At 62.2% G+C, this 14,962-nt stretch carries 17 protein-coding genes; 8 read left to right on the top strand and 9 right to left on the bottom strand.

The window, feature by feature from the left end; genetic code table 11:
* Nucleotides 1-40: 40 nt before the first annotated feature.
* Genes MY494_RS00875 through menD form a run of 3 tightly spaced genes read right to left on the bottom strand, consistent with a single transcriptional unit; the run spans nt 41 to nt 3,313 of the window.
* Complete coding sequence (locus MY494_RS00875; RefSeq protein ID WP_247910860.1) at nt 41-646, bottom strand: L,D-transpeptidase; 606 nt, start codon at nt 644-646, stop codon at nt 41-43.
* Nucleotides 647-695: 49 nt separating this feature from the next.
* Entirely contained in the window at nt 696-1,547 is an 852-nt protein-coding gene (gene menB, locus MY494_RS00870; protein WP_247910859.1) for a 1,4-dihydroxy-2-naphthoyl-CoA synthase, read from the bottom strand.
* Nucleotides 1,547-3,313 (bottom strand): 2-succinyl-5-enolpyruvyl-6-hydroxy-3-cyclohexene-1-carboxylic-acid synthase, encoded by a 1,767-nt coding sequence (gene menD / locus MY494_RS00865; RefSeq protein WP_247910858.1) that lies wholly within the window; start codon nt 3,311-3,313, stop codon nt 1,547-1,549. The genes menB and menD overlap by 1 nt, the downstream gene beginning before the upstream one ends.
* 53 nt (nt 3,314-3,366) lie before the next feature.
* On the opposite strand from menD, the gene lepB reads away from it, so the two are divergent.
* The gene (gene lepB, locus MY494_RS00860; RefSeq protein ID WP_247910857.1) at nt 3,367-3,948 is read left to right on the top strand and encodes a signal peptidase I; all 582 of its coding nucleotides are present in this window, start codon (nt 3,367-3,369) and stop codon (nt 3,946-3,948) included.
* Nucleotides 3,949-3,977: 29 nt separating this feature from the next.
* Nucleotides 3,978-4,325 carry a DUF760 domain-containing protein gene (locus MY494_RS00855; RefSeq protein WP_247912083.1) on the top strand — a complete coding sequence of 116 codons (348 nt, stop codon included), beginning with the start codon at nt 3,978-3,980 and terminating at the stop codon, nt 4,323-4,325.
* A gap of 9 nt (nt 4,326-4,334) precedes the next feature.
* Here MY494_RS00855 and MY494_RS00850 read toward each other — a convergent pair whose 3' ends face one another.
* Complete coding sequence (locus MY494_RS00850; RefSeq protein ID WP_247910856.1) at nt 4,335-5,495, bottom strand: DUF4336 domain-containing protein; 1,161 nt, start codon at nt 5,493-5,495, stop codon at nt 4,335-4,337.
* Between the two features lie 8 nt (nt 5,496-5,503).
* Nucleotides 5,504-6,379: a zinc transporter ZupT gene (gene zupT / locus MY494_RS00845; RefSeq protein WP_247910855.1), complete on the bottom strand. Its 876-nt coding sequence runs from the start codon at nt 6,377-6,379 to the stop codon at nt 5,504-5,506.
* Between the two features lie 88 nt (nt 6,380-6,467).
* Here zupT and MY494_RS00840 point away from each other — a divergent pair, with 88 nt between their 5' ends.
* Nucleotides 6,468-6,761 carry a cell division protein SepF gene (locus MY494_RS00840; RefSeq protein WP_247910854.1) on the top strand — a complete coding sequence of 98 codons (294 nt, stop codon included), beginning with the start codon at nt 6,468-6,470 and terminating at the stop codon, nt 6,759-6,761.
* Nucleotides 6,762-6,902: 141 nt separating this feature from the next.
* Here the strand turns inward: MY494_RS00840 and MY494_RS00830 are convergent, their stop codons facing one another.
* From MY494_RS00830 to MY494_RS13260, 3 genes are all read right to left on the bottom strand, one after another.
* On the bottom strand, nt 6,903-7,748 hold the full coding sequence (locus MY494_RS00830; RefSeq protein ID WP_247910852.1) for a PfkB family carbohydrate kinase: 846 nt from the start codon (nt 7,746-7,748) through the stop codon (nt 6,903-6,905).
* A gap of 128 nt (nt 7,749-7,876) precedes the next feature.
* Entirely contained in the window at nt 7,877-8,953 is a 1,077-nt protein-coding gene (psbA, locus tag MY494_RS00825; protein WP_247910851.1) for a photosystem II q(b) protein, read from the bottom strand.
* A gap of 187 nt (nt 8,954-9,140) precedes the next feature.
* Nucleotides 9,141-9,656 (bottom strand): YcjF family protein, encoded by a 516-nt coding sequence (locus MY494_RS13260; RefSeq protein WP_371820730.1) that lies wholly within the window; start codon nt 9,654-9,656, stop codon nt 9,141-9,143.
* Nucleotides 9,657-10,653: 997 nt separating this feature from the next.
* On the opposite strand from MY494_RS13260, the gene MY494_RS00815 reads away from it, so the two are divergent.
* The 5 genes from MY494_RS00815 to MY494_RS00795 all read left to right on the top strand — a co-directional run bounded on the left by MY494_RS00815 (nt 10,654) and on the right by MY494_RS00795 (nt 14,537).
* Nucleotides 10,654-11,583, top strand: a complete 930-nt coding sequence (locus MY494_RS00815; RefSeq protein ID WP_247912082.1) for a cation diffusion facilitator family transporter — start codon at nt 10,654-10,656, stop codon at nt 11,581-11,583.
* Entirely contained in the window at nt 11,576-12,088 is a 513-nt protein-coding gene (locus tag MY494_RS00810; protein WP_247910849.1) for a hypothetical protein, read from the top strand. Before MY494_RS00815 ends, MY494_RS00810 begins: the two co-directional genes overlap by 8 nt.
* Nucleotides 12,089-12,107: 19 nt before the next feature.
* Nucleotides 12,108-12,575, top strand: coding sequence for a hypothetical protein (locus MY494_RS00805; protein WP_247910848.1), 468 nt, complete (start codon nt 12,108-12,110; stop codon nt 12,573-12,575).
* A 61-nt stretch (nt 12,576-12,636) separates the two neighbouring features.
* Nucleotides 12,637-13,665 (top strand): tryptophan--tRNA ligase, encoded by a 1,029-nt coding sequence (gene trpS, locus MY494_RS00800; RefSeq protein ID WP_247910847.1) that lies wholly within the window; start codon nt 12,637-12,639, stop codon nt 13,663-13,665.
* A 209-nt stretch (nt 13,666-13,874) separates the two neighbouring features.
* Nucleotides 13,875-14,537: a glycoside hydrolase family 104 protein gene (locus MY494_RS00795; RefSeq protein ID WP_247912081.1), complete on the top strand. Its 663-nt coding sequence runs from the start codon at nt 13,875-13,877 to the stop codon at nt 14,535-14,537.
* Here MY494_RS00795 and MY494_RS00790 read toward each other — a convergent pair.
* The gene (locus MY494_RS00790) at nt 14,528-14,890 is read right to left on the bottom strand and encodes a DUF2605 family protein (RefSeq protein ID WP_247910846.1); all 363 of its coding nucleotides are present in this window, start codon (nt 14,888-14,890) and stop codon (nt 14,528-14,530) included. The genes MY494_RS00795 and MY494_RS00790 overlap by 10 nt on opposite strands.
* Nucleotides 14,891-14,962 lie beyond the last annotated feature (72 nt).

Genomic DNA, 14,962 nt, shown 5'->3' with positions numbered 1-14,962 from the left:
GCGATGGGATCGCAAGTGGGCGCAACTTTACGGGCAGTCCCTAGGGAAGAACCGTCACCAAGGTGCCGACTTCGACGAGCTCAAACACTTCCTGAACGTTTTCCTCGTAGAGGCGCACGCAGCCGTGGGAGACAGCGCGACCGACCGTCCAGCGATGGGGGGTGCCATGGAAGCCCGCCACGGTGCAGCCGTTCACGCTGAGATAGCGCTCACCATCCCAAGCATTTTCCTTTGGGGTGCAGTTGCGATGGAAGCCAATCCAGCGGGACCCCAGCGGATTCTTCGGTCCTTGACCCACCTTGTTTCCATTGCCCGGATGCTGCCAAACCGGCTTGGCCACCTTTTCGAGAACGCGATGGGTACCGGCGGGTGTTTCCCAACCATCGGTGCCGACGGCGGCGGGGTAGCGATGCAGCATTCGGCCATCCTTCATGACCATCAGCTGACGGGTCTGGCGGTCCAACACCAGATGCAGACCCTGCTGGCTCTTGAGCTCAACGGGGATACGCGAGAGAGCCACCGTGTCGCTGATGACTGGCGCTGGAGGGGGAATGGGATCGGGTTGCCGCGCCTCAGCCACCTGAGGAAGCAGGGCCAAAGCGAGGGGCGCCACAAGGGCGAAGCCAGTCGGACGGGAGAAGGTCACGGGTCGAGCAGCAGTCTCACCTAGGACTAGCTACAAGACTGGTGGTGTGCTACGGCAGCCAGTCGGAGCCGGAGAAATCAGGAGAACGCTTCTCCAGGAACGCATTTCTGCCCTCCTGCCCCTCCTCCGTTCGATAGAAAAGATGGGTGGCTTGACCGGCCAGTTCCTGGATGCCGGCCAGACCATCGGTCTCAGCATTGAAAGCCGCCTTCAGGCAACGGATTGCGGTGGGGCTGTGTTGCATCACCTCGCGCGCCCAACGCACCCCCTCCGCTTCCAACTGATCGAGGGGAACCACTGCGTTCACCAATCCCATGTCCAGGGCCTCTTTGGCGCCGTACTGGCGGCAGAGAAACCAGATTTCGCGGGCCTTGCGTTGGCCGACGACCCGAGCGAGGTAGCCCGCGCCAAACCCGCCATCAAAGCTGCCCACGCGGGGTCCCGTCTGGCCAAACCGTGCGTTGTCCGCCGCCAGGCTGAGGTCACAGAGCAGGTGCAAGACCTGACCACCACCAATGGCGTAACCCGCCACCAGAGCGATGACCACCTTGGGCAGGCTGCGGATCAGGCGCTGCAGATCGAGGACATTCAGTCGCGGCAGGCCGTCATCCCCCACATAGCCACCGTCCCCGCGGACGCTCTGATCGCCCCCGGCACAGAAGGCGTAGCCGCCATCGGGGGCTGGACCCACGCCGCCGAAAAGGACCACTCCCACCTTCGGGTTGTCTCGCACCCGTGAGAACGCATCAAACAGTTCGCTGACGGTTTTGGGACGAAACGCATTGCGCTTCTGGGGGCGGTTGATCTGAATCCGAGCGATGCCCTCGTCGCTCAGATCAAACAGGATGTCCTCATAGGAGCCCTGGGGGATCCACTGCACGGCGACCGCAGCGGCTGACATCAGCTGGTGGCGAGTTGGACCATTGTGCGGCGCAAGGCCTGACGCAACTGGGCATCCGCCTGGCGGTCGGTCCGCAGCACAAGCAGGCTCAGGGTTTGCTCCTGCGCCCAAGCCAAAGCCTCTGGCAACGCCGCCAGGCTCGCGACGCCTCGCGAAGGAATGCCGTAGCCCTCGGCCCAGCGCCGAGGGTCCAAGGCTTGCGGCATGGCGAACAGGAGCTCGAAATCCAAGGCCGGACGGATCGGCAACTGCTCAAAAATGCCGCCGCCGCCGTTATCCACCATCACGACCGTCAAGCGAGCAGCACGGTCCCGAAGCTGCTGGTGCCATAGCCATCCATTGGCATCGTGCAGGAGGGCTAAATCGCCGCTGACGAGCAGCAGGGGGCCAGTGCTGCAGGCCAAACCAGCCGCCATGGATAGCGTTCCATCAATGCCAGAAGCTCCGCGGAAGCCATAGGTCTGGCGGCAGGGAGCATCAGGGGCCGAGAAACTTTCCCAATCCCGAACGGGGCTACTGCTGGCCAACATCAGGCCCCAATGGGCCGGGACCAGACGGCTGAGGCATCGGGCCAACGCAGGCTCGGAGGGGTCAAAGCCATCGAGCTCCTCATCTAGCCGCTGCTGAACCTGCTGCTCGGCGGCGAGCCAACGGGTGATCCAGCGCTGGTTATCGCCTGAGGGGTGCCCTTGCCGCCTGGCCTCAGGCAGCTGATGCCACCAGGATTCCAAGCCACCGGACCAGCGCTCCGTGGCGCTGCCCACGGCATCGAGGTTGCGGGGGTCCTGCTCCGTCACCAACAGCTGAGGCCCAGCGCACTGCTGGATCCAGCCCTGGAGCCGGCGACTGGCTGGCACTGGGCCCAGGCGCAGCAGCTGGGGTGACGCGGGTAGGCGGTGACCGTCCGCCAGCAGGAGGTCGTAGCTGTGGATGCACTTCAACCCCGGCCAACCCCGCAACCCCGAGAGCACGTCCGCGAACACCGGCCAACCGGTGCGCTCTTGCAGACGTTTCAAGGCAGTGGCAAACCCCGGGAGGGCTTCCGCGCTACCGCGCCAGGGACCGGCCACCACCACGCCTGGACGATCAAGATCCAAGGGTGGAGGGGCCTCTGGCTCAGGGATGAAGCCATGGCCACTGACCTCCTCAAGAACCAGCGATCGCAACTCCGATTGCAACCGGATGAGACTCTCCCCCGAGGCATGCAGGGGTTCCTCAAAGGGCAGGTTGCAGTGGACGGGGCCCCAAGGGGGAACCAGTGCTGCTGACCAGGCCTCCTGAGCGAGTCCCCGCAGCGCCGCTCTCTCCATGGCCGCTAAGCCGGAGGGATCACCCTGAAGAAAACGCCGGCAGGAGGTGGACAGAAAGGTCTCCTGATTGACCGTCTGATTGGCACCACAGCCCTTCAAACGATGGGGGCGATCGGCGCTCAACACCAGCAGCGGTATGGCCCCAAAATCAGCCTCCACCACAGCTGGCAGCAGGTTGGCCACCGCTGTTCCCGAGGTGGTGACCAGGGCTGTCGGCCGTCCATCGCCCCGACTCAGGCCCAAGGCCAGAAACGCCGCAGAGCGCTCATCCACTCCGCAGAACAAATCCAATCCCTGCTCCGCGAGCAAGCCAGCGGCCAAGGCCAATGGAGCTGAACGGCTTCCAGGGCAAAGCACCAGACGGCTCAGGCCCTGGCGTTTGAGCTCCAGTAACAGCTCCAGTGCGGCCTGAAGATTCGCCTCGGCACTGCAGGGGTGGGGAGAGGGAAGAGGCACCGAGCCGGGCCATTGATCAGGATGTGGCGATCATGCCGGTCCAGGCTCAACCGATGGAGACACCGCCTCAAGCACCCGGCTCTGCGGCAAAGGGCTGGAGGTCAATCCTCGTCTGGTTGGGCATAGCCCTGGTGCTGCGCTGGGCCGTGATTGAACCGCGTTGGATTCCCTCGGGCTCGATGCTGCCCACACTGCAACTGCAGGACAGAATTCTTGTGGAGAAAATCAGGCCCAAGCTCGGTTCTGGCATTCCAACCGGAAGCGTGGTCGTCTTCCATGCTCCGCAACAACTCGTGGATGCGGGCTACGACCCAACCGCAGCCCTGATCAAGCGCGTCATTGGACAACCCGGCGATGTGATCGAAGTCCGTGGGGGCAACCTGCTGCGGAACGGAGAGCCGGTGCCTGAACCCTGGAGAAGCGAAGCGATCGACTACGACTTTGGCCCGGTGACCGTCCCCGATCACCAGCTCTTGGTGCTGGGGGACAACCGAAACGCCAGCCTTGATTCCCATGTCTGGGGACCGCTACCCGAGCAGGATTTGATCGGCACCGCCGTGCTCCGTTACTGGCCACTCAACCGCGCCGGCTTCATTCGGTTCCCCGCCCCAGAGCCGGACAATCAGCTGGGGTAGGGTGCAAACCTGACGTGGAGCACGCCGGAATGTTCAACCCGGAGTTCCTGACCAGCGACAGCGAACCGATCAGTGGCAACTCCCTGATCCAGTACCTGCAGGAACAGTCTCCGGACGTGTTGCAACGCGTCGCTCGTTCCGCCAGCGGCGACATCCAAGACATCATTCGGCACAACGTCCAAGGCCTGCTGGGGATGATCCCCGGCGAGCAGTTCGACGTCAAAATCACCGCCAGTCGCGATCACCTGGCGGGCTTATTGGCCAGCGCGATGATGACCGGGTACTTCCTGCGCCAGATGGAGCAGCGCATGGAGTTGGAAGCGACCTTGTTTGACGACGACGCTGCTGATGCCGACCCCGGCGAACTCAGGCTCTAGATCCAGCCTTCAGGGCGATTCTTCGCTGGGAACAACGCCTGTGCGCACCAGCAACTGATCGATCGACGCCAGGTAATCCCAATTGCCTTGGCTCGGTGCCCACTGCCGTTGCTCGAAGGCATCAGCCAACTGGGCCAGTTGCTGGTTGGAGCAGGGAACTGGGGCGTCGTAATGGGCTGGCACCAGCCAACGCACCTGGGGCAGTTGAGACAACTCCCGAAGCCAGCGGACCACGACCGGACGCGCCCGGGGGAAAACCAGGCGCTCCAGAACCGGCGCAACCAGGAGGGGGCTGCCCTGCTGGGTCAGAGCCGCAAAGGCTTCACGGGAACTCGAGCGCCATTGGAAGGGGAAGAACCCGAAGTAACTCCGGGCTGAACGACAGCCTGGCTGAAAGGCCTTGGCCAAGAGCTGCGCCAGGGGGGGGACCTCAAGGGCCTCCGGCCGCAGAAACGAGGCGAACAGTGCCAGGCGTTCCCACCCCTTTTGACGCAGTTCTGGGGTGTCCTTGAGCGGTTGATCGCCACTGTCGCGGGCGTGAAACAGCAGAGGTGTGGGGTCAAGGTCAAAGATTGCCGGGGGTGTCGAGTTGATCGCCACCAGCGCATCAGTCAGGAGCAGCGAGCCACTGGCCTGATGCAAACAAGCGAATTCCTGAAAGCGGCCCAGCCCCAGATCGAGCGGTCCAAGGGACGACCAGCTCAGCTCATCGCCATGGGGATAGCCGTCCTCCTGAAGCACCCGGGTCCGTCCCCGAGGGAATCCCAGCCAGGCCGGCGGCAGATTGACCGGAAAGCTCCATTGACCTGGCGTGATCCAGACCACCGCCTGAGGGAAGGCCCTGGCCATTGGGGGGACAGGCAGTTTGTGCTCCAAGCCGGAAGCCGTCGGCAAAACGATGGATTGGACCGGTCCAAATCGCGCCTCTAACGCCTGCAGAGCTGCACGCACCTCCTGGGTTGGCGCCACGGGGGCGTAAAGCATCAAGCCCCCCCGCACCCGGACCACCGTCATCCGAATGGGCACGGCCACATAGAACACACCCTGCAGTTGCTCAAAGCTCCAGAGCTGCTCTGGGATCAACTCACGCACCAAGGTGCGCTTGCGCCCGTAGGGATAAAGCGGCAACAGCGGCCACCAATTCCAGCGCTGATCGGAAGCTGCAACCATCGAGCGCTTCAGCTGAGCAGCACCAGACTGATGCTCATCACCAGCATCCCTGCCGTTACACCGGCCATCATCAAGTGGTGCTTGGCGCCGGTGCGCTGGGCAGCCGGAAGCAGTTCGTCAAAGCAGATGTAGATCATGATTCCGCCGACGCTGGCGAAGACCAAGCCGAGAACCACATCGTTCAGGAATGAACGCAGGAAGACATAGCCGATGAGCGCCCCGAGCGGTTCGGCCAAGCCCGAGGCACAGGAAATCCAAAACGCCTTACTGCGGCTGCCCGTGGCGTAATAGACGGGGGCTGAAACCGCCAGTCCCTCAGGGATGTTGTGGATGGCAATGGCAATGGCGATGCCAATGCCGAGACGGGGCTCGGAGAGTGCCGCCACAAAAGTGGCCAAGCCCTCAGGAAAGTTGTGGATGGCGATGGCCAGGGCTGAAAACAACCCGGTGCGCATCAGAGCGGAGGCATCAGAGCCCTCCCTCAAGGGCAAGATCGCCAGTTCATGGGAGGGGAGCAGTCGATCGATCAGGGCCAGGGCCAGCATCCCGGCAAAAAAGGCCAGAACCGTGACCAAGTAAGCGGTACTGGAGCCCAGGGCTGGCGTTAGAGACTGCCGTGCCTTGGGGAAGATCTCAACAAAGGAGACAAAAATCATCACCCCGGCCGAGAAGCTCAAGGCCGTGGTCAGCAATCCAGGGCTGAAGCGCCGGCTCAGCACACCAAGCCAACTGCCAATACCCGTTGAAAGGCCTGCTCCGAGGGTGAGCAAGAAGGCCGGCAGTACCTGGTGGTCCAGCGTTTGCAAGCCCGGCTCCTCGGCAAAGGTGGTTCGATGATCGCAGGCCAGGAGTCCATTGGTGGGTGGATCGATCGATCCACGCACGTTTCAACAATCGCCCCCTGAGCCCGCGCTGCCCTGGACAGACGCCCCTGCATGGGGCAGAACACAGACAACGCTGCACGAGCGGTCCATGCAGACACCATTTGGGATCTGGCTGCCGCAGGTCACGGTGCTGCGCTGTCAGCAGTTCGAGCAGGCCAGTGATGCCGTTGACGCGGTCCGAGAGCGGCAATGCGTCGTCCTGCAGCTCGAGGGGATGGAGCCGAGCGAAGCCCAGCGGATCCTTGACTTTGTCGCCGGGGCCGTCCATGCCCTCGATGGGCAAATGGAGCGGGTTGGCGATGGGACCTATCTCTGCGCGCCTGCGGGGGTGGGGGTCAGTCAGCTCCGTGGCTCGTCAGACGTATCCGTGGAGCCAGCCTGAAGACGGCGCTCCAACTGCACAAACAAAAACCAAGCCAGCCCCGCCGAGACGCCCCCAGCCCAATCCGAACGCAGCAGCTCAATGATGGAGGCGGTGCTCGCCGTCACCCTGAGCAGACGCAAAGCAAAACGACCGATTGGACTAGCCATAGGGCCCAAATCGAGTGGCACAGACCGCGCCACACTGGGCACCGAGCCTGATGGCATCCGCCAAGGGCCACTGGGCGGCCATGCCTGTTACCACCCCTGCCGCAAAACTGTCACCACAGCCATAGCTCTCCACCATGGGGCCTGGAAGCGGAGCTGCGAGGTAACGCCCGCCCGGAGAACTGATGCCACCTGAGGCTCCTTCAGTGCGGATCAAGGCCTGAGGCGCTGGATTGAGTTGATCCGGGTCCACCAACTCGCCGGGATCCAGTCCACTGCCAATCAGGGCATCCAGTGGCACCGCGGCCTGCTGAAGCACCGGAAGACGAACCCGCGGGGTTGCCGCCAGAACTTTGGCGCCGCGGCACGCCCTCAGCAGAGGGGGATCAGCCGCCGTCACAAAAAGGCCGTCGCAGCGAGCCAGGTCCTCCCAAGGCAGCGCGTCATCAAGAGAGGGACTCAAACGCTCTCCAATCACGGTGATTGCCCGATCTCCCTCACGGTCAACCAAACTCAGGCCCCGCCGGGTTGGCGCATCCCTCCAGGCGACATGGAGCTCAAGGCCCAATTGCTCAAGGCGCTGGACGGCGGCCTCTCCCACCGCATCGCGGCCCAGAGCTGTGAAGAACTGGACGGGCTGCTTGAGCAAACGCGCCATCTGGACGGCGACGACGGCTCCACCGCCGGCAGGTTCCTCCAAGGTCTGGAGTGCGTGACCAATCGCTCCCGGACGAGGCAGTTGATCCACCGCCAGGAACTGCACCCATTCGACATGCCCAACAACCGCCAAGCGAAGGGATGGCAACGCTGGCCATGGCGGCAGAGCGGAGGCGGAAGACAACGAGGGCCAAGAGCACGTGCAGACCCCATCAAAGTCCAATCAAACCCCTGAGACCAAACAAAAGAGCCCCCGCCGAAGCGAGAGCTCTTGGGCCTGAGCCTGAACTCAGGGGTGATGCGGACTGGTCCTCAGCCGATGGTGGGAGCGCTCAGAGCCACAGGAGTGGACTCGGACGCAGCCAGGTCGAGAGGGAAGTTGTGAGCGTTGCGCTCGTGCATCACTTCCATACCGAGGTTGGCGCGGTTCAGCACGTCAGCCCAGGTGTTCAGCACACGACCCTGGGAATCCAGGATCGACTGGTTGAAGTTGAAGCCGTTCAGGTTGAACGCCATGGTGCTCACGCCCATGGATGTAAACCAGATCCCGACAACAGGCCAAGCACCCAGGAAGAAGTGGAGGCTGCGGCTGTTGTTGAAGGAGGCGTATTGGAAGATCAGGCGACCGAAGTAACCGTGGGCAGCCACGATGTTGTAGGTCTCTTCCTCTTGGCCGAACTTGTAGCCGTAGTTCTGGGACTCGCTCTCGGTGGTTTCACGCACCAGGGAGGAGGTCACCAGGGAGCCGTGCATGGCGGAGAACAGGGAACCACCGAAGACACCAGCCACACCAAGCATGTGGAAGGGGTGCATCAGGATGTTGTGCTCAGCCTGGAACACCAGCATGAAATTGAAGGTGCCAGAGATGCCCAGGGGCATGCCATCCGAGAAGGAACCCTGACCGAAGGGATACACCAGGAACACTGCAAAGGCAGCAGACAGCGGGGCGCTGTAGGCCACGCAGATCCAGGGGCGCATGCCGAGGCGGTAGGAGAGCTCCCACTGACGGCCCATGTAGCAAGAGATGCCAATCAGGAAGTGGAAAACCACCAACTGATAGGGACCGCCGTTGTACAGCCACTCGTCGAGACTGGCAGCTTCCCAGATGGGGTAGAAGTGCAGACCAATGGCGTTGCTGCTGGGGATGACAGCGCCAGAGATGATGTTGTTGCCGTAGATCAGGGAGCCGGCAACAGGCTCACGGATGCCGTCAATGTCAACCGTAGGAGCGGCGACAAAAGCAACAATGAAGCAGATGGTGGCGGCCAGTAGGCAGGGAATCATCAGCACACCGAACCAACCCACATAAATGCGGTTGTCGGTGCTGGTGACCCACTCACAAAATTGCGTCCAAGAACTGGAGCCGCTCTTCCGAAGAGCAGTGGTCATAAGAAAAGGCTCAATTGAGCCAAATGAGTACGAATGCTGCGACTGCAGCCTGCAAAAACTAGAGGGACCCAGAAACCATTTCCTAGAGCAAAAACTAAATTCAAAAAAGAACCAAGATGTTTACAAAGAAATTTATGAAGTCTTCATGAAGTTATGCATAGCAACGGCTTCGAGGGGGCTCCGGTGGTTATGCCGATGCGGGTTGTTGTTTCAACCACTGCTGTGCTGACGCCACAAAAGCGCTCCAGTCGAGTTTTTCCTCTTCGGCCGCGCGGGCAACCAGCAGCGGAGCTTGACGCTGCAACAAGCTCTCCAACTCCTCTTCAGGAACGCCCACGGCCAAAGCCATGTAGTCAGCCATTGCACGGCCCACAACCCGAGTGAGGTAGGCCGCACTGAGGGCTTGCATGGCACCGCCCAACAACCAGGTCGGGCCATGCCACTTCACCACCGAAGCCAAAGCCTGGGAACTCCATTCCACGACCCCCAAGGCCAAGGCCGCCTTTCCCAACTGAGCAGCCCCAGCCTGCAATTGCTCCAGAGACCAAGGGCAATTCCAAAGCCGGGCCATCTCCTGGAGCATCAAGCCATTGGCAGCAGCCAAGACCAAGAGATCCAAGCTGGGGACTGGAGTTACAACAACACCCGCGGCGACCGTCCACTGGGTGCGTTGCAGCAAGCGTGACCAGGACTGACGCCTAATGACCTCAAGTTCGCGTTGCCAACCCTCATGCAGTTCCTGCAGGCAACGCTGCTGGTTGCGTTCACGGGTCAGGGGCGTGGACTCGGCTAACCAGGCCGAGAGATCCCGCCATCCGCTGGCCTCCAGATCAGGCAAAAGCCAACACCGCCCGCGCAGGTGAGCGGGAAGCTGCTGCTCGAATTGCTGCACCTGCAGGGGGGTCTCGAGCCCCGGCAGGGTCCGCACGAGAATTCCCACACGCTGCTGCTCTGGCAGGGCTTCAAGCCAACGCAGATCGGCCGCTGTCAGAGGCAGATCAAGCCGGTAGAGAAGCAGCTCGCACTGGCGAAACGTCTCGGTCCATTCCCAATGCAGCGGAGACAAGGGCAAGGCCTGACTGCGGTGGACCCGCAGGGGGTGGGGGCAGAGGCACTGACTGAGAAGTGCCTCTTGCTCAAGATCGCTCCAGGCTTGAGTCCCGACGAGCGCCAGGTGAATGCAGGACTCCTGTTGACGTTGACGCAGCGACTCCAATTGGGCGCGGCGCTGTGCCTGATCCCGCTGAAAGCGATTGACCTGGGCAGGGCTCACGTCGCTGCTGCCCCCTTGCAGGGTTTGGAACTGTTCGAGAACTGCCTCACAACGATCAAGCCAGCCCTGCGAAGACCGCGGCAGCTGCTGACCAGAAGGGCGCATTCGCCCCCCGAGCAACCAGAGCCCTGCACCAGCCGCTCCCAAGCTCAAGAGGGATGAGAAGGGGCCATGCACCGTCTCAAGCAGCATCCAGCCGCCCCCGGCTGCCGCAAACCAAGGCCAGTGGCGCAGGCCCTGGCGAAGGATGCCCGCTGTGAGCTGCTCCCCCAGGAGCACGGGCCTCGGCGATGGGGATTCAGCTGAGACCTGAGGAACAGTCAAGGGGGGGGGCCTGAACTCGGCGACCGCGCCAACTCTTTAGCTCAGCTATTAACCCATGCCCAGACCCAATAACTTGGGAGAACCTCAGCGAGCCTCCTTGGCCATGGGTCTTGCCGGCCAAAACAGCAAGCACGCCGACCGCCGATCGGAGGTTCAGCGAGTCCTGCTGGTGGCCCTTGGGGTCAACGTGGCGATGTTGTTGCTGAAGCTGATCATCGGACTCCTCAGTGGATCGCTGGCCCTGCTGGCCGATGCGATGCACAGCGCGACCGATGGCTTCTCCAGCCTGCTGGGACTGATCACCAACGGCCTATCGGACCCCAAGCCAGACCGTGATCACCCCTACGGCCACGACAAGTACGAAGCCATTGGCGCCCTTGCCATCGCTGGCTTCATCTGTTTGACGGCCTTAGAAATTGCGCGGACCGCCCTGGAGCGGATCACCTCGGGACTCCAACCGTTGCGCCTCGACGGGCAAGAGCTCTTGATGCTGTTGATCGTCCTGGGCTGCAACCTGCTGTTGGCCGGGTACGAGCGCAGTGAGGGCAAGCGCCTTAACAACCAGCTCCTTCTCGCTGACGCACAACACACCACCAGCGACATCTGGACCACCGTGGTGGTGCTGGTGGGCTTGTGCGGTGTCGTTTTCTTCAAGCAGACCTGGCTGGATGTGGCGATGGCCATTCCGCTTTGTTTGCTCTTAATCCGGGTCTGCTGGCAGGTGCTCAAAACCAACCTGCCGTGGTTGGTCGATCAAATCGCCATCGCACCGGAATCCATTCACGAAACTGCGATGGGCGTGCCTGGGGTGCTGAACGTCCATGACATCGCCAGCCGCGGCGTTCTCGGTCAAAGGGTGTTCATCGAGCTGCACATGGTGGTGGATGCCGATGATCTACCCAAGGCCCATCGCATCACCGAGCTCGTGGAGGACCATCTCGAGCGGCGCTTTGGACCTGTCCGCTGCACCATTCACCTGGAACCACGGGAGTACGCGGAATCGACCATCACCTTCCAGGGAACCCATGGCTGAGCTGAGGAGTTGGCTCACCCCCCATCAGCAGGACTTACTGGCGGATCTCAGCGCCCGCCAACAGCTGTTCAGTCGATGGGATGGCGATCGACCGATTGCCCTGCTGGAACGCTGTTGGTTGCGGCTGAGGATCCTGCCGATCAGCAAGCTCAACGCGGTTCTCCCGCCGGACAACAGTGGGGAAGCTCCGGAGTTGATTCGCTTCCGGAACCTGATCCGCGCTGGCTTCTCAGCGGCAGACGCCGAAGAGCAGTGCTGGGAGGACTTTGGCAAAGCGGCCTGCTCCGAGGCGCTCCAACGCTTTTGGGCCGCCCAGGACCAAGGCTGCAACGGCTGGACTCTGCAGGCCTACCTCGACCTGCTCTCGCGCTACCGCAGCAGCATCGAGGCGGAGGGACCAAATCCTTTACCAGTACTGGTCTTAGCTCGATCAGGCAGTCCAGAGCACCATCGCTTGATTTGGCACTGGCCTGCCTCCCTCTCCATAGGGCACACTTGCCGCTGACTTCTTCAGGTGTGCGGCCATGGCCGACGGTGATTTCCAGCGGAATTCGGGCGATCAGTCCCGCGACAACCGTGGTCCTCGTGAAGGGGGCGGATTCCGCATTCGCCTGAGCGATAACGAAATGCGCGCCGCCCGCGCCGTTCAAGAGGCCTTTGGCGTTCGCTCGACCGTGGCAGCCCTGGGCCTGTCCCTACGAACCGTGGCTCAGCTAATCGAAGAGGGCCGGATCGACGACATCGTTGCCCAACAGAAGGCCAGCGCCGGTTCCCGCGGCCGCGGCGAGCGCAGTGATCGTCGTGGCGGTAGCCGCGGCGAACGCAGCGAGCGACCTGGCAATCGCCCCAACCCCTTTGCACGCCCGGCCAAGCCTCCGGCTCCCGTCGCTGAAGAGGAGCCGGTGAGCGACTCGACTGCTGCTGCAAGCGATGCCGCTCCCGCCGAGGCCACTGCCGATGCAGTGGAAGCCAGCGAGACCACCGAGGCCTGATCGACGGCCGCTGCCGGGGACTGCCTCCAGGCAGAATCCGGCGAACATTTCGCCAGCTCGCATGCAACGCGCCAGGGTTCTGTCCGGAGTTCAGCCCACTGGCGCCTTGCATCTGGGCAATTGGCTTGGGGCCATCCGCAACTGGGTCGACCTGCAGAAGAGCCACGACACCTTTTTTTGTGTCGTTGATTTGCATGCGATCACGGTCCCCCACGATGCGGAGGTCCTGGCCCGTGACACGCGCAACACCGCTGCGCTCTACCTGGCTTGCGGGATTGACCCAGACGAAGCCACGGTTTTTGTCCAAAGCCACGTCTCAGCCCACAGCGAGCTCTGCTGGCTGCTGAACTGCGTCACCCCGTTGAACTGGCTGGAGCGGATGATCCAGTTCAAAGAAAAAGCGGTGAAACAAGGGGACCAGGTGTCCGTCGGCCTACTGGACTACCCCGTCTTGATGGCGGCCGACATTCTTCTCTATGACGCGGACCTCGTCCCCGTTGGTGAAGACCAGAAGCAACACCTGGAGCTGGCCCGAGATATCGCCCAACAGCGGATCAATGCGCGGTTTGCCCCGCGGGATGCCGAAGGCGAGCCCATCCCCGTACTGAAGGTCCCCGAGCCGCTGATCCTCAAGGAAGGAGCCCGGGTCATGAGCCTCACCGACGGCCGCAGCAAGATGAGCAAGAGCGACCCCAATGAGGGGTCCAGGGTCAACCTTCTGGATCCCCCTGAGGTCATTACTAAAAAGGTCAAGCGCGCCAAAACGGACCCCGTGATGGGTCTGGAATTCGGAAACCCCGAGCGGCCTGAGACCGACAACCTGCTTGGTCTCTACGCCCTGCTCAGCGGCAAAGGCCGAGATGCCGCTGCCGTGGAATGCGCCGAGATGGGCTGGGGGACCTTCAAACCCCTGCTCGCTGAGACCCTCGTGGAGGCACTTCGGCCGATTCAGGAGCGTTACAGCACCCTCAGCGCCGATCCAGCCGAACTCGATCGTGTTCTTAAGGCGGGTAGCGAGCGGGCCAATGCCGTGGCTCAGACCACCCTGGAGCGAACACGGGAAGCACTGGGGTTCCTGAAGTCCAACTGACTTCCAAAGCCCTTAATCAAAAACGGAAGGAAAGATAAAGGTGGCTAATTCATCAACGCAAGCCCAGCTCACCAAGTCCACCCAAATCACTCTCCCCAGCTCAAAAACTTCCAAAGCACATTGACTGGCCCACTGTCCAGTTCGGCCGGGAAGTCTCACCTTGGGACTCGATTAGCCAGCAGTCTCGTTGAACTGCGCAGTTGTGCCGCTTGCCAATCCGTCATCCGCTACAGCACTCCCTCAAGCCGAGTCGTGCAGCCGCTCCGGCCTGTTCCCTCGGTCTGCTGCTCCTGGCCGCTGGCCCCCTTGTTGCCCCCTCAAAAGGCACAGAGGTGGATCAATCCCTCGAGCACGTTGTGGCCGCTGCCAGCCAAAGCGATGCGGATGAGCTCTACGCGATCACGCCCGAGCGGCGCGCACTCCTGAACACGATCCGCTACGCCGAAGGCACCTGGAAGCAGGGCCATGAGGGCTACCGCACCCTCTATGGCGGCGGCCGTTTCAGCAGCTTGGCCAAGCACCCAGAGGTGGTGGTGGTGAAGCGCTACACCAGCGCGGCCGCAGGGGCCTATCAGTTTTTACCCGGCACCTGGAAAGAAGCCGCCACCAAACTCAGCTTGCGCAGCTTCAAGCCCCGTAATCAGGACCAGGCTGCTCTCTATCTGATCGATCGCCGTGGTGTGCTCGACCAGGTGGACCGAAGCGGTCTCACCCGCAATGTCATGGCTGTCCTCTCGAAGGAGTGGGCCTCGTTCCCGAGCCATAACGGCCTGAGCGCCTATGGCCAACCGGTGAAGAAAGCCACAGAACTGGCCAACTTCTACGAGAACAACCTCAAGCAACTCAAGCGCAGCCGCTGGGCTCAGGCCTGAGGAGTCTCGGGGCGCTGCTGCTCAGGCAACGGGACTCCCGCCATCCGCAACATCGCGGAGAGATTCCAGACCCGCATCATCAGGCGATGCCAGGGGGTCATGGCGTCCATGTCTACCGCCATGGGCGTCGAGCAAGCAGCCCGAAGCGACTGCGTGGCAGCAATCGCCTGAAGCCCCTCCTGCAGAGCCGCACGGAACTCCCGCTGCTCCTGCGGAGGGACCAAGTGATCAGGGGCATGATCCAAGAGGACCAGACCTCGCTCAAACCAATGGCAGAAGTCACCAAACAGTGACTCGAGCAAATGGTCGAGCAACTCAGCGGACTCAGCCTGGGATCCTTGAGGGTTGGTCACCTCCACACCCTAGTGATGGCCTGAATTGCGCTGCGTAGGATCGGGGTCGCTATGCCGCCGCCGTGACCGCGA

It is taken from the genome of Synechococcus sp. A10-1-5-1 (assembly GCF_023115425.1).
GTDB lineage: Bacteria > Cyanobacteriota > Cyanobacteriia > PCC-6307 > Cyanobiaceae > Vulcanococcus.
This window is presented reverse-complemented; position numbering and strand designations above follow the sequence as displayed.

Bases quoted from the DNA above. Each gene is read 5' to 3' on its own strand.
- MY494_RS00810 (WP_247910849.1), top strand. From the start codon at position 11,576: ATGGCTGAGCTGAGGAGTTGGCTCACCCCCCATCAGCAGGACTTACTG.
- trpS (WP_247910847.1), top strand. From the start codon at position 12,637: ATGCAACGCGCCAGGGTTCTGTCCGGAGTTCAGCCCACTGGCGCCTTG.
- menB (WP_247910859.1), bottom strand. From the start codon at position 1,547: ATGTCAGCCGCTGCGGTCGCCGTGCAGTGGATCCCCCAGGGCTCCTAT.
- MY494_RS00815 (WP_247912082.1), top strand. From the start codon at position 10,654: ATGGGTCTTGCCGGCCAAAACAGCAAGCACGCCGACCGCCGATCGGAG.
- psbA (WP_247910851.1), bottom strand. From the start codon at position 8,953: ATGACCACTGCTCTTCGGAAGAGCGGCTCCAGTTCTTGGACGCAATTT.
- MY494_RS00855 (WP_247912083.1), top strand. From the start codon at position 3,978: ATGTTCAACCCGGAGTTCCTGACCAGCGACAGCGAACCGATCAGTGGC.
- lepB (WP_247910857.1), top strand. From the start codon at position 3,367: ATGGAGACACCGCCTCAAGCACCCGGCTCTGCGGCAAAGGGCTGGAGG.
- MY494_RS00840 (WP_247910854.1), top strand. From the start codon at position 6,468: ATGCAGACACCATTTGGGATCTGGCTGCCGCAGGTCACGGTGCTGCGC.
- MY494_RS00805 (WP_247910848.1), top strand. From the start codon at position 12,108: ATGGCCGACGGTGATTTCCAGCGGAATTCGGGCGATCAGTCCCGCGAC.
- MY494_RS00850 (WP_247910856.1), bottom strand. From the start codon at position 5,495: ATGGTTGCAGCTTCCGATCAGCGCTGGAATTGGTGGCCGCTGTTGCCG.